The sequence below is a fragment of the Pedobacter sp. genome (genome assembly GCF_045628745.1).
Taxonomy (GTDB): Bacteria; Bacteroidota; Bacteroidia; order Sphingobacteriales; family Sphingobacteriaceae; genus Pedobacter.
Window position 1 is genome coordinate 1 of sequence record NZ_JAZQPU010000192.1, and the last position, 14459, is coordinate 14459.

The window sequence follows — 14459 nt, forward strand, 5'->3', positions numbered from 1 at the left end:
TTTTAAATGGTCAGCAGGCTAAATAAACCGGCTTATTATTATTTAGAGAGGCAAAATCGTTTCCTCTAAGGCCTTTGCTGCAATTTCAATGAGCCTTAAATGCTCATAAAGGTGACCATGCTGAACTTCAACATTAACGTAAGGGATACGCTGTTGCATGGCATAGTAAGAAAGCGAACCATCGTCGGGTGCATTGTTCGATTGCAAGACCACATTGACATTTTCTTTTTTCAAGCGGTTAAACAAATTGACATCGGTCACCAAAATCAAATCGTCGGCATCCATCTCAAAATTGATATATAAGGAATCCGCAAAGTTTTCCAGGGGATAACCTTTAAGGTAATCGTGGATACCAAAACCACCATCTCCGTTGTTGTGTAAGGTAAAGATATAAGGAGGTGTTTCCGGGTTGTATAATTTCAGGATTTCCTTAGCCGTATTGGCCAGCATATTCACCACTTCCGGGGCTGCCCAATTGTATTTTTCCAACCCTCTTGCAATGCCTGCCGGCGTATAAATGCTGTTAGGATCGGTTTGGAATTCTTCATTATTGTACATAAATTTAAAATTCCTGATGCCGCCGTACTGGCAATCTATAATTGATCCTCCTGAGAACCTGATGTATTCAAATGCCGCTTTTACGCCAGTATCTTCATCATCATGGATGGCAATAAAATTGATCTTTGGTTCTCCATAGCTGTATTTGACCAGGGTAACAGGCCAGTCGCTCAAAAGCAGGTGGGTGGTATCCGTAGTAATACCTTCAAATACCGGTGGATGGACTGGTCTTATGGTTAAAGAATCAATCACGTTTAAAACTACAGGCTGTTGTGCTTTCAAGCCTGTGGTAAAAGTAACCAATATAGAAATGAGAAGTACCAAACACTTATAATTAATATTAACTAAGTGTTTTAGCGTCAAATGACCCTTTAAGAACAGCTTATATACCAATGAAAAATTAAGTACTTTAGTTTTCATGGATTAATTGTTGTCAATAAAACTTATATCCACTAAATTAATGCCAATACCTTATTTATGAAAGCAGAAGAAAATATAATTGAATTACCGCAACAAACGGATGAGCACGAACATGGCGAAAGTCACCTGCCTTTAATCCTGTCTTTTGTTGTATTGGTTGTCATGCTCTGCCTTGAATATGGCTTTAAGCTTCATTTAAACAATAGCACACAGCTGCTTATTTTTGGTATTGCTTATCTGCTGGCAGGTTACCAGGTGGTAAACCTCGCTATTAGAAAGGCCCTTCGCTTTGATTTTTTTAATGAGTTTGTGTTGATGACAGTGGCTACCATTGGTGCTTTTACCATTGGTGCTTATAGTGAGGGTGTAGCAGTGATGGTTTTTTACTCCATAGGGGAGTGGTTTCAGGACGCTGCGGTAGATAGAGCCAAAGGAAATATCAAAGCGCTGTTAGACATCAGGCCAGAAACAGTTACGGTCATCAGAAATGGTGTAGCACTCAATGTGCATCCGGCGGAAGTTAAAATTAATGAAACCATTCAAATTAAACCGGGCGAAAAGGTTGCCCTGGATGGTGTTCTGTTATCTGAAAAAGGAAGTTTCAATACCGCAGCTATGACAGGGGAGAGTAAACCCGATTCAAAGCTCAAGGGGGCAACAGTGCTTGCGGGTATGATCAACTTAAATGCTTTAACGGAAGTAAAGGTGCAGGCCTTGTTTCAGGATAGTAAGTTAAGTAAAATCCTGGAAATGGTGCAGGATGCCACCGCCAGAAAATCTCAAACGCAGTTGTTTATATCCCGCTTTGCTAAAGTATACACACCCATTGTATTTCTACTTGCCCTGATGGTGGTATTGCTTCCCTTTTTCTTTGTGGATACTTATGTTTTTAAGGAATGGTTTTACCGCGGACTGGTGTTCCTGGTGATCAGTTGCCCTTGTGCGCTGGTGGTTTCTATTCCTTTGGGTTACTTCGGTGGTATCGGACTGGCCTCAAAAAATGGCATCTTATTTAAAGGGGCTAATTTTCTTGATGTCATCACCGAAATTGATACCGTGGTGATGGATAAAACAGGAACTTTAACAAAAGGGGTTTTCAGGGTGCAGCAGGTACATGCTGTCAATTTTCAAGAAGCTGAATTGATATTATTACTCGCGGCTTTGGAAAGTAAATCTACACATCCTATCGCACTTGCCATCACAGCTTTTGCAGGTAAGGTTATTCAGGGCGCACAAATTCAGCAGGTGGAAGAGGTTGACGGCCATGGATTAAAAGGCATCATCAATGGCAAATCTGTTCTAGCAGGTAACAAAGGTCTATTTCAAAAATATCATATTCCTTATGATGCTGTTATTGATGAGCAAGCAGATACATTGGTTATGGTAGCTGTCGACAATCAATATGTCGGTTACCTCAGCATCGCAGATGAAATAAAAGAAGATGCACAACAAACCATTAATGCTTTGCATCGGTTAAAGATCAAAACGGTGATGTTGAGTGGTGACAAGCAAAGTGTGGTTGAGAAAGTTGCTCAATCACTGGGGATCGACCATGCTTATGGGGCTTTGCTGCCTGAGGATAAAGTTCACCAGGTAGAAACTTTAAAGGAAAATGGCAGGCGACTCGCTTTTGTTGGCGATGGGGTAAATGATGCGCCTGTAGTTGCACTTGCTGATGTGGGTATAGCCATGGGAGGTTTAGGTAGTGATGCCACCATTGAAACGGCCGATGTGGTGATTCAAAATGACCAGCCTTATAAAATTGTGACTGCTATATATATTGGCAAGCTGACCAAAAAGATAGTCTGGCAAAATATTTCCCTTGCGATGGGTATCAAGATTCTGGTGTTGATTTTAGGTGCTGGTGGGGTGGCTACTTTATGGGAAGCGGTGATTGCTGATGTGGGTGTAGCGTTATTGGCCATCTTAAATGCTGTGCGCATCCAAAACATGAAAATGCCGGAAAAAGATTAATTCTTCCGGCATTTTCAAAGAATAGCGCATGTTTTTATTTGTTTAACAAACCATCAAAAGTGATAGCCACATAATACAAGGCGCCTAAAGTTGGGCCCCCTGCATATTGTAAATAGGCTTTGTTGAAAATATTGGTGCCCCCAAGTTTAATGCTCGATTTTACCTGAGGCATTTTATAGGTTACCTGGGCATCGAAAGTATTAATGGCAGCAATTTCTCCTGTTACCAGTGGACTTTCCCAAAGAAAGGAATCCTGCCATTTGTAAACCACACTAAAACCAACATTCTTGAAGATCTCGCGGTTGCCAAAGGTGACATTGGTTACCCATTCTGGAGTGTTAAATCCGGTAACAAAAAGATCTGCCTTTGCATTGGATTTAATTTTGTTGTAACTCACATTACCTGCAACTGTATATTTCTTATGGATGTTATAGGTAATGCCAAGGGCAGATCCATAATTGCGGTAAGTGTTTTTGGCATTGGTATATACACGGTAACGGTCTTGTCCGGCATCACGGTTGGCATCTAACATCTTTAATACAGCATCATCTGTACCAATAATGGCATCTTTTGGCACATCAACCTGCACCTGGCCCAGAAAGCCATCGTAGGTATTGGTATAGGCATCTATATCAATCACTAAACGGTTTTCCAGTAAAACACTTTTATAACCTACTTCTAAAGAGTTGATTTTTTCTGGCCTTGCTTTAGGCAGATCTGCTTTTACCAATAAATCCTTATTTGCTAAAGCCGCCACATTACGGTCTGCACCAGCTGCTACTGCAGCATTGACAGCGGCATTAAATACTACACCTGAAGCACGGGTATAACTGTTATCTAAATAACCTAAACCTTCATTGATATACGATAAACTGCCCACACGTTTTACCCTTCCATTGTTTACATAGGATAAAGCTTCAAATAAACCTGGAAAACGGTAACCTTGCTGGTAGGTAACCCTGAAATTATGGTGCTCATCAGGTGAATAAACGGCAGCAACCCTTGGAGTAAATTCAGGATCGAACTCCGGATTGTAATCATAACGCAGGGATCCGAATATTTTAAGTTTCTCCTCAAAAAAGGTTTTAGTCAGCTGGGTAAAAACACCCATTTTTTTGTAATAGATTTTGTCGCCATAAGTGCCATCGGGCAATTGTTTACCGCGATCAGCAATGGCGCGACCAAAGTCTACAAAGCTGTTCCCATCGGGGATCACTTCATATACACGGGCATCACCACCAATTAACAGGTCAAAATATTTAGCTTGTTTAGATAAATCCCACTGACCTTCAATATGGTATAAATTACTTTTTTGAACCAGGGCAGAACCACCTGTTTCTGGCGCATCAGGAATGGTTGATGATTTGATATCCCAGTTGTTAATAGAAGTAATGGTGTTTTTTAAATCTTCAAAAGCTTGTGTGCCAGGTTCTACTCTGCCAGCATCTGCTTGTTGACGCGCATATTTCGTTGCTGCGGCCAGGTTAGCATCTGTTAAACTACCGTTTGCAGTCGCAAAGGCATTTAATGCATTTTTATATTTGGCACTCCAAACAGAGCCACTGCCTCCACTGGCGAGGTCAAGGTTATCGGCCAGAGGTTTAACGTTATAAGAATCTCCAGAATCTTCCAGTGAAGCATAAGCCCTGATTAAGAAATTACTGCCTTTCAGTTCTAGCTTATGGTTTTGGATCACCACATTGTCCAGCTGTATTTTATTGCCCCTTTGAAAAACGCCATCCATTTTACCAATCCGGTAATCATAAGCAATCTCCAGGAAATCATTAAAACGATAATGTAAAGCAGCATCAAACTTTAGGTTATCCACATTTGGGTTAACGAGGTCTTTTTCCCAGTAACCTGTTCTAGCCACGTTTAATGTTTGATTAGCCTTGCCATTGATGGTTAAACCACTTACAGAAACAGTGTTGCTGCCTGCTAAAACATCATCACCATATTTATTCCAGCCATCAAAAGCGATATTGTTCGCGCCCTCTAAAGCACTGAAACTAGGGTTGGCACTTTTTAAATTGTTAGGATTTTGATCAATGCGGGTATCTGAAAGCCAGTCGGTTCCTTTCAAATAGCTCAGGTTAACCTTAAAAGCGAATTTATTGTTAAAGGCTTTTGCATAGCGGATGGCCGTCTCGGTAAGGTTACTCGCCTCCCTGCCTGTTCCCCCTAAATGATTGATCCCTGTTTTTTGGTAAACACTCAGTCCCTGGTAAAGGAAAGGGCTTTTAGTCAAAAGGTTGCTCATTCCATTGATGGCATTCATGCCATAAAGGGCAGAGGCTGCGCCTGGGGTAATTTCCACGCTGGCAATATCAAGTTCTGTGGGACCAATAGCATTCCCCAGGGGCACGCCTAAGGTTGCAGCCTGCATGTCTATGCCATCAACCAGTTGCATAAACCTATAATTGCTTGGAATATTAAAGCCACGGGTGTTTGGGATTTTAAAGGTTAAGCTAGAGGTGGTCATCTGAACGCCTTTCACATTTTCAAGGGCGTCATAAAAACTCGGCGCCGGAGATTCCTTGATGGCACGGATGTCTAATTTCTCAATGGCTACAGGTGATTTTAAAATGCTTTCCTGAACTCTGGAAGCGGTGATGACTACCTCATTGCCTAAAATGGTTTGTGTAACCAGGGCAATATTTAAATCTGTGCCAGCCTTGGTCACTTCAAATTCTTGCTGTTTGAAACCTATGCTGCTAAAAATAAGTTTGATGGGGAAGTGGAGTTTGCTGCGGAGTTTAAATTTTCCTTCAGCGTTGGTGGTTGTACCGGCAATGGTGCCTTTAACGGAAACGCCAACACCGGCAAGTGCTTCTTTAGTGTCTTCGCTGGTTACTACCCCACTGATTTCTATCAGTTGGTTTTCTTGAGCCCTGGCGGTAATTTGAGTAAAAATAAAAAGAAAAAATAAAATGGAGGTTATTTTGGAAATCTTCATGGTTGAATAAGGTTGAATAAAACAGGTTGTTGATTGTGGTTCTGGCAGCGCTTTAACAAGCCTGCATGACACAACAACACTGTAAATTTTCAACAATTTTCAAAGGAATAACGGGGATAAAGGAGGGTAGCGTTCTAGTCATAAATAAAGTCTATGGATTTAGTAGACAAAACTATAAGAACGCAAGCAGATAACCTAATTATATTTATAAAAAAAATAATAAGCAGGTGATTAACTGTTTGAACTATTGAATGAGAATGTTGGAGTTACAAGAACTTTAAAATTTCCTCAACATATTTTCTATCATTGGCCAATCGGGGTACCTTATGCTGTCCGCCTAATTTTCCTTTAGCTTTTAACCAGTTGTAGAAAGTATTTTTCGGTGCATTATGGACCTTCGGGCGACAAAGAGCCATATCGTTAAAACGTTTGGCATCATAATCAGAATTGATTTCCCTGAGTGTATGATCTAACACATCAATAAATTTCTCGAAATTATCAGGCTGTTTGGCAAATTCAATGATCCACTCATGGCCACCGGCTTTATTGCCCTCAAAATAGATAGGGCAAGCGGTATAGTCAATAAATACAGCTTCTGTTGCACAGCAGGCGGCGCTAATGGCATGCTCGGCATTGTCGATAATTACTTCTTCGCCAAAGGCATTGATAAAATGTTTAGTTCTGCCCGTAATTTTTATGCGGAAAGGGTATAGGGAGGTAAACTGAACCGTATCTCCAATCATGTAGCGCCAAAGCCCTCCATTTGTAGAGATGATGATAGCGTAGTTTTTACATAACTGAACCTGATCGAGAGTTAAGGTTTGTGGATGTTCATCTTCAAGGTGTTCCATCGGCAGAAACTCATAGTAAATGCCATAATCAAGCATTAACAGCAGTTCCTCAGAATTCACCTGGTCCTGGATGCCAAAAAAGCCTTCCGAAGCATTGTAGGTTTCCAGGTAATACATGTCGTCACTTGGAATGAGCGCTTTGAACTGTTCGCGGTAAGGTTTAAAATTGACAGCACCATGGAAATACAATTCAAGGTTAGGCCATACTTCCAGCAGGTTATCTTTGCCGGTCATTTCCAAAACTTTCTTGGCGAGCACGAGGGTCCAGGTAGGCACACCAGAAATATTGGTTACATTTTCTTTGATGGTAGCCTCGGCCATTTTCTCCATCTTGTGCTCATAGTTATCCATTAAAGCAATGGATATGGCAGGCGTACGGTAATATTCTGCCCACATTGGCAGGTTCTTGATCAGCACTGCCGAAAGATCTCCATAAAAGGAATCTTCGTTCAATTGGTTAATCTGGTGACTGCCACCTAAAACTAAACCCTTACCTGATAATATTTGATTATTAGGGCGGTTATCACAGAAAATAGATAGCAGGTCTTTACCACCTTTAAAATGACATTCTTGTAAAGACTCTTCAGATACAGGGATAAATTTACTCCTGTCGCTCGTTGTGCCCGAAGATTTTGCAAACCATTTGATGTCAGAAGGCCAGAGGATGTTTTGTTCTCCTTTAAGCATTCTTTCAATAAAGGGCTTTAAGGTATCGTAATTCTGGATAGGTACCCGTTCTTTAAACTGTGCAGGCGTATTTATGGATTTATAGTCGTATAATTTGCCCCATTCCGTATTTTCTGCACAAGAAATAAGGTTTTTAAACCATTCATCTTGAACATCAAGTGGGTACTTCATAAAGAGTTCAATCTGGTGAACTCTTTTCTTCATATACCAGGTAAAAATTGAATTTACAATCGCCATTTCTTTTCTCGAATATCTTTATAAGTTTTTGCTGCGCAATACGAAATTGGATCCAAGGTATACCTTTCTTACCATTTCATTGGCGGCCAATACTTCTGGTGTTCCCGATTCTAGAATTTTACCTTCAAAAAGAAGATAGGCCCTGTCTGTGATTGACAACGTTTCCTGCACGTTGTGGTCGGTAATTAAGATACCTATATTTTTATTCCTTAGTTTGGCTACTATAGTCTGTATTTCTTCTACTGCAATTGGGTCAACACCGGCAAAAGGCTCATCTAAAAGAATGAAGTTGGGGTTTGCCGCCAGTGCACGTGCAATTTCTGTTCTTCTTCTTTCCCCTCCAGAAAGTAAATCACCCCTGTTTTTGCGTACTTTGTGTAAGCTGAACTCAGTAATCAGCTCTTCCAGCTTTTCGTATCTTTCTTCCTTACTCATTTTGGTCATCTCCAGAATAGCGAGGATGTTGTCTTCTACCGTGAGTTTCCTGAAAACAGATGCTTCCTGGGCAAGGTAACCGATTCCTTTCTGGGCTCTTCTGTACATGGCATCAGAAGTAATATCTTCATCATCTAAATAAATTGTTCCCTCATTTGGCTTAATCAAGCCAACAATCATATAAAAAGAAGTGGTTTTTCCGGCACCATTAGGGCCAAGTAAACCAACAATTTCGCCCTGACTTACACTAAATGAAACATCATTTACGACGGTACGCTGCTTATATTTTTTAACTAGATTATCTGCTCTTAATATCATTTAAGTATATCAATTATCAATTTTGATGGCTTTAATGTTCAGCTGTAAACGCCTCTGTTCCCGCCATACATTCTCTTCTATTGTATAACAAACAGAAAAGGGCTGATTGGGTTTCAATGCCTCCTGAAATTCAGCCAGGTTAAAACCAATGCATTCAAAAGTACTTGAATTTTGTTGCTTTATGGATAGTTTCAAGTGTTTTGTTCCTACAATATAGGTATTCCCCACATAAAATACACCGTGTGTTACAAAAACAGGAGCCATATTACCTGGTCCAAAGGGTGCCATTTGTGCCAAAATTCTTTGAAATTTACCATCAATCTGGTTGAGGTTAATCGCTGCATCTATTTTAATCTCCGGACGGAGTAAATCATCTGTAATGCTTGCCGATACTACGCTTTCAAACCTGTCCATAAAGGAATCTATGTTCTCAGCCTTCATGGTTAAACCTGCAGCAAATTTATGTCCCCCAAATTGTTCAAGCAAATCGGCACAGCCTAAAAGGGCTTCATAAAGGTCAAAACCAGGTACAGAACGTGCCGAGCCGGTAAGGAAACCATTAGATTCCGTCAATACCACTGTTGGGCGGTAATAGGTTTCTGTAAGCCTGGAAGCTACAATACCAATGACACCTTTATTCCAGTTCTGGTTGTAAACTACAGTTGTTTTTTTGTTGATCAGGATCTCACAAGCCCCAATAAAAGCAAGGGCTTCGGCAGTAGTCAGCTGATCTGTGGTTTTTCTTTCTGTATTATGAAGATTAATGAATATACTTTGTTCCTGTGCCCTGCTATCTTCTGCACAGAGCAGCATTTTAACGGCCTCTCGTGCATGATCCATTCTTCCGGCAGCATTGATGCGTGGGGCAACGGTAAAGACGATGTCCGTTAAAGTAAAGTCTTTAATAGGACCAGAACTTTGCATTAGTGCCCTTAAGCCCATGCAAGGGTTGTTATTTAATTTTTTTAAACCATGATAGGCCAAAACCCTGTTTTCATCAAGGACAGGAACAATATCTGCGGCAATACTCACCATCACCAGGTCAAGGTACTGTTCATATTTTTCCTTAGGCAACTCGTGGTGGATACAGAACGCCTGTGCCAATTTAAAGCCAATGCCGCAACCGGCTAATTCTTTAAAGGGGTAGGGGCAGTCCTCACGCTTTGGATCCAGTACAGCAACTGCTGCAGGAAGCTCATCGCCGGGTAAGTGGTGATCACAAATGATAAAATCTATCCCCAGGCCATTTGCATAGTTGATTTTCTCGTTAGATTTGATACCACAATCCAGGGCAATCACTAAAGTGAAGCCATGTTCTTTAGCATAATCTATACCGGCAGTAGAAATACCATAACCTTCCTTATGGCGGTCAGGGATATAATACTCCAGGTGATTGCTAAACATTTTAAAGAAGCTGTAGGCAAGGGCAACTGAAGTAGTGCCATCTACATCATAATCGCCGTAGATCAATATCTTTTCCTTGTTGACAAGCGCTATATCTATGCGGGCAATAGCTTTATCCATGTCTTTCATTAAGAAAGGATCATGAATAGCCTCTAATGCCGGACGGAAGAAATGACGTGCTTCCTCAAAAGTAGCAATACCGCGCTGCACCAAAATCTGCGCTAAGCTTTTGTCTATTTTTAATTCTTTGGCAAGCGTTTCCGTGTGCTCTTTATTTCCTTCAACCGCCTGCACCCATCTTTTTTCCATATCTTTGCCTAGTGATTCGTAAAGATATCATTAATTTTTTTCTTACTAATAGCTATGTCATTGCAAGTATTCACTTTATACGAAGGTTCTTATTCAGTAGATGCCACTAAAAAATTCATTCCTTTCAACCCTGCAGTAGATTCCATCAAAGACAGGCCCGCATCATTATTCATTCATGTACAGCCGTTTTTAATAAAGATGGGTAGTTTGTTATTGTTGTTAGACACTGGTTTGGGCTACAGCAATGAAGCCGGTCAGTTGATTTTACATGAGAACATTAAAAAGGCAGGTTTTGACCCGGATGAAGTAGATTTTGTATTGATGTCACACCTGCACTATGACCATTCTGGTGGTATGGTACACCATTTAAACGGCAAGATGGAGCTTAGTTTTCCGCACGCTACCTATGTGATCCAACAAGGAGAGTGGGAAAGTGCCTTTACCAGTACATCTTCATCGTACCACACTGAAATATTCGACTTTTTACAGCGCAATGCGACCATCACTTTTATAGAAGGATCAGGTGAGTTGATGAATGGCGTCAGTTATGAATTAACGGGCGGGCATTGTCCTTTTCACCAAACGCTGTTGTTTGAAAGCGGAGAAGATAAAGTGTTTTTCGGTGGTGATGTTTTACCGGAGCCAGAAGAGTTATTGCGTAAGTTTATTGCCAAATACGACTTTGATGGGCGCAAAACGATGGAACTTCGCGAAGCATATGGAAAAAAAGCAGCAGCAGAAAACTGGAATTGCTTGTTTTACCATGGAAAGAAAAAAGCCACTGGTTATGTTACCTATACAGATGGCGTATTTAAAGTGGAATAAATATTAGGCGCTTAAAGTCCTGAAGAGTTCAATAAGGCGGTCAATAGAAAGGGGTTTTGAGATAAAGCCCTGTACTATTTTATAGGTTTTTGCTTTCTCGATGTCGTTTTCATAAACTGAAGAGGAAAGCATGTACATGTCTACTGCCTTTTTGATATTCAATTTCTCGTAGGCCTCAATAAATTCCCATCCATTCATCACCGGCATGTTAATATCAACCAGAATCAGGTGTGGAAATACCTCCGCGTTGCCATCAATTTCCTGAAGGTAATCAATTGCTAATTGCCCATTAGTTCTGGCTACCATATTAACAGCAAAGCCTGTTTTTTCCACAATCTTTTTGATGATGAATATATTTATATCATCATCATCAATAACTAGTAAATTGATTTTAAAATCCATCTGGGTTTAGTAAAGAGGGCGGTAAAATTTATTAAAGGTATAAATTAGTTGCATACTTTAAGCATAAAAAAAAGGTCTTTTTAATCTAAAAGACCTTTTTTTTATGCTGTTAGTCAAATAAATATTTGGTATCGAAATACTTATGCAGTATATTCCTCCATATAACTTTCAATTGGAGGGCATGCACAAACTAATGAGCGATCTCCGAAGGAGTCATTTACCCTTCCTACAGAAGGCCAGAATTTATAAGCAGCAACATAAGGCAATGGAAAAGCGGCAACTTGTCTGCTGTAACCATGGTTCCATTCATCACCAGTAACATTCGCTGCGGTGTGTGGAGCATTTTTTAACATGTTGTTTACCTTATCATAAGTTCCATTTTCAATAGCGTTAATTTCACCTTTAATAGCGATTAATGCATCACAGAACCTGTCTAATTCATGCTTAGGCTCACTTTCTGTAGGTTCCACCATTAAGGTACCCGCTACGGGGAAAGAAACTGTTGGTGCATGGAAACCATAATCCATTAAACGTTTAGCAATGTCAACCACTTCAATACCGAAGTTTTTAAAGCTTCTGCAGTCAAGGATCATTTCGTGAGCGCAACGGCCTTTACTTCCAGCATATAATACTGGGTAATGCAGCTCTAAACGTGCTTTCATGTAATTAGCATTTAAAATAGCATATTTAGTAGCATTAGTTAATCCATCAGTACCCATCATGGCAATATAAGCATGAGAGATAATTAAGATTGATGCAGAACCCCATGGCGCAGAAGAAACAGCGTTGATAGATTTAGCCTTATTGATATCTACCACAGCATGGCCCGGTAAATATTTAACAAGGTGTTGTGCTACACCAATTGGACCCATACCAGGACCACCGCCTCCGTGAGGAATGCAGAAAGTTTTGTGAAGGTTCAAGTGACAAACATCAGCGCCAATATTTGCAGGACTGGTTAAGCCAACCTGAGCATTCATGTTTGCGCCATCCATATAAACTTGTCCGCCATTTTCATGGATGATGTTACAGATATCGATGATACTTTCCTCAAATACACCATGTGTAGAAGGGTAAGTAACCATCAGGCAAGAAAGCTCATCTTTATGTTGCTCAGCCTTAGCTTTAAGATCTTCCACATCAATGTTTCCATTTTGAAGCGATTTAACCACAACCACTTTCATGCCGGCCATAGCTGCAGAAGCAGGGTTTGTGCCGTGAGCAGATGAAGGAATAAGTGCTACATTACGGTGACTGTCGCCACGGTCATTATGGTAAGCCCTGATGACCATTAAACCAGCATATTCACCTTGAGCACCAGCATTAGGCTGTAAGCTCATGGCTGCAAAACCAGTAATTTCACTTAACCATTTGTCAAGCTCATTAAATACTGTATAATAACCCGCTACCTGATCAGCAGGCGCGAAAGGGTGTATTTTAGCAAACTCAGGCCAGGTTACAGGAACCATTTCTGTAGTTGCATTCAATTTCATGGTACAAGAACCTAAAGCGATCATGGAATGACACAGCGAAAGGTCTTTAGCTTCTAAAGATTTAATGTAACGCAACATTTCATGCTCAGAATGATGAGCGTTGAAAATAGGGTGTGTTAAATAAGTTGAAGTACGTTGTAAAGCTACTGGAATAACAGTTTCTATATTGCTTTCTTCCAGTTCTGCCTGATCTGCAGCAATGCCTTTTACTTTAGAAAAGATTTTGTTGAGTAACTTAATGTCTTCAAAAGAAGTAGTTTCATCAAGGGCAATGGTAACCAGGTTACCTTTATAATTTAAGTTGATTTCATTGTCGATACATTCTCTGTGAATAGAGTCTGCAAGACCCCCAAGATCAACTTGAATAGTATCAAAATAAGCATTAGTTAATACTTTGTAACCAATGTTCTGTAAAGATGTAGCTAACGTTACAGCCAAACCGTGTGTACGTTCAGCAATTAGTTTTAAGCCTTTAGGACCATGGTAAACAGCATAAAAACCTGCCATAATTGCTAATAAAGCTTGTGCTGTACAAATGTTTGAAGTAGCTTTATCTCTGCGGATGTGCTGTTCTCTGGTTTGTAAAGCCATACGTAAAGCATAGTTGTTATTCACATCTATGGTTACACCGATAATACGACCTGGGATATTTCTTTTATATTCTTCTTTTGTAGCGAAGTATGCTGCATGTGGACCACCAAAACCAATGGAAATACCAAAACGTTGCGTAGTACCAACCACAATATCTGCCCCCCATTCACCCGGAGGCGTTAATAAGGTTAAACTTAAAAGATCAGCAACAACAGTTAATTTAACCTTGTTTTCGTGTGCTTTTGCAGCAAAGCCTGTATAATCAAAAACCTCACCGTTACCTGCAGGATACTGCACGATAGCACCGAAGAAAGCGTCGCTTAAGTCAACTTCTTCATGGTTACCAATAACCAGTTCAATACCGAAAGGATTGGCACGGGTTTTTAAGATATCAATAGTTTGAGGGAACAACAATTCAGAAACAAAGAATTTTGTGTCTTGTTGATTTTTACGAAGGCTGTATTGCATAAACATAGCCTCTGCAGCTGCCGTACCTTCATCTAATAGAGAAGCATTGGCAATTTCCATTCCTGTAAGGTCAATAACCATAGTTTGGAAATTCAATAAAGCTTGCAGACGACCTTGTGCAATTTCAGCCTGGTAAGGCGTATATTGCGTATACCATCCTGGATTTTCCATTACATTACGTAAAATTACGCCAGGGGTAATGGTATCATAATATCCTTGTCCGATGTAGGATTTAAATACTTTATTGAGTGATGCCGTTTGTTTTAATCCACGCAGGTAATCAGTCTCTGACTTTGCTTTTGGCAAGTTTAAAGGCTGCTTTAGTCTGATTTGTTGTGGAATAGTTTGCTCGATTAATTCATCAATAGAATTGACGCCAATAGTGGTTAACATTGCGGCTGTGTCAGCAGCATTTGTTGCAATATGGCGATTTTTAAAGTCTTCTTGGTAGTGGATATTTAAGCTCATGAATGATAGCAATAAAAGTTGCCGCAAAGGTAGAAAAATTCTAGCTTAGTTTGATAATTGCTG

The 14459-nt window shown here is 40.3% G+C and carries 9 protein-coding genes; 2 read left to right on the forward strand and 7 right to left on the reverse strand.

Features of this window, described 5'->3' with window-relative positions; translation table 11 throughout:
- Window positions 1–42: 42 nt before the first annotated feature.
- Window positions 43–882 (reverse strand): hypothetical protein, encoded by an 840-nt coding sequence (locus ACR2F7_RS07430; RefSeq protein WP_432712952.1) that lies wholly within the window; start codon window positions 880–882, stop codon window positions 43–45.
- 153 nt (window positions 883–1035) lie between these two features.
- Here ACR2F7_RS07430 and ACR2F7_RS07435 point away from each other — a divergent pair, with 153 nt between their 5' ends.
- Window positions 1036–2952: a heavy metal translocating P-type ATPase gene (locus ACR2F7_RS07435; RefSeq protein ID WP_432712953.1), complete on the forward strand. Its 1917-nt coding sequence runs from the start codon at window positions 1036–1038 to the stop codon at window positions 2950–2952.
- Between the two features lie 34 nt (window positions 2953–2986).
- Here ACR2F7_RS07435 and ACR2F7_RS07440 read toward each other — a convergent pair whose 3' ends face one another.
- From ACR2F7_RS07440 to recJ, 4 genes are all read right to left on the reverse strand, one after another.
- A complete protein-coding gene (locus tag ACR2F7_RS07440) occupies window positions 2987–5908 on the reverse strand; it encodes a TonB-dependent receptor (RefSeq protein ID WP_432712954.1) in 2922 nt (973 codons plus the stop codon).
- Between the two features lie 266 nt (window positions 5909–6174).
- The gene (locus tag ACR2F7_RS07445; protein WP_432712955.1) at window positions 6175–7683 is read right to left on the reverse strand and encodes a GH3 auxin-responsive promoter family protein; all 1509 of its coding nucleotides are present in this window, start codon (window positions 7681–7683) and stop codon (window positions 6175–6177) included.
- An 18-nt stretch (window positions 7684–7701) separates the two neighbouring features.
- On the reverse strand, window positions 7702–8436 hold the full coding sequence (gene lptB / locus ACR2F7_RS07450) for an LPS export ABC transporter ATP-binding protein (protein ID WP_432712956.1): 735 nt from the start codon (window positions 8434–8436) through the stop codon (window positions 7702–7704).
- Between the two features lie 9 nt (window positions 8437–8445).
- The gene (gene recJ / locus ACR2F7_RS07455) at window positions 8446–10149 is read right to left on the reverse strand and encodes a single-stranded-DNA-specific exonuclease RecJ (RefSeq protein ID WP_432712957.1); all 1704 of its coding nucleotides are present in this window, start codon (window positions 10147–10149) and stop codon (window positions 8446–8448) included.
- A 60-nt stretch (window positions 10150–10209) separates the two neighbouring features.
- Here recJ and ACR2F7_RS07460 point away from each other — a divergent pair, with 60 nt between their 5' ends.
- Window positions 10210–10974, forward strand: coding sequence for an MBL fold metallo-hydrolase (locus tag ACR2F7_RS07460; protein ID WP_432712960.1), 765 nt, complete (start codon window positions 10210–10212; stop codon window positions 10972–10974).
- Between the two features lie 3 nt (window positions 10975–10977).
- Here ACR2F7_RS07460 and ACR2F7_RS07465 read toward each other — a convergent pair whose 3' ends face one another.
- Together ACR2F7_RS07465 and gcvP are read right to left on the reverse strand one after the other, a co-directional pair.
- Entirely contained in the window at window positions 10978–11376 is a 399-nt protein-coding gene (locus ACR2F7_RS07465; RefSeq protein WP_432712958.1) for a response regulator, read from the reverse strand.
- Between the two features lie 140 nt (window positions 11377–11516).
- Window positions 11517–14396, reverse strand: coding sequence for an aminomethyl-transferring glycine dehydrogenase (gcvP, locus tag ACR2F7_RS07470; RefSeq protein ID WP_432712959.1), 2880 nt, complete (start codon window positions 14394–14396; stop codon window positions 11517–11519).
- Window positions 14397–14459: the final 63 nt, after the last annotated feature.

Coding starts and splice junctions, on each gene's coding strand:
- ACR2F7_RS07435 (WP_432712953.1), top strand. CDS start 1,036: ATGAAAGCAGAAGAAAATATAATTGAATTACCGCAACAAACGGATGAG.
- ACR2F7_RS07440 (WP_432712954.1), bottom strand. CDS start 5,908: ATGAAGATTTCCAAAATAACCTCCATTTTATTTTTTCTTTTTATTTTT.
- ACR2F7_RS07445 (WP_432712955.1), bottom strand. CDS start 7,683: ATGGCGATTGTAAATTCAATTTTTACCTGGTATATGAAGAAAAGAGTT.
- lptB (WP_432712956.1), bottom strand. CDS start 8,436: ATGATATTAAGAGCAGATAATCTAGTTAAAAAATATAAGCAGCGTACC.
- recJ (WP_432712957.1), bottom strand. CDS start 10,149: ATGGAAAAAAGATGGGTGCAGGCGGTTGAAGGAAATAAAGAGCACACG.
- ACR2F7_RS07465 (WP_432712958.1), bottom strand. CDS start 11,376: ATGGATTTTAAAATCAATTTACTAGTTATTGATGATGATGATATAAAT.
- gcvP (WP_432712959.1), bottom strand. CDS start 14,396: ATGAGCTTAAATATCCACTACCAAGAAGACTTTAAAAATCGCCATATT.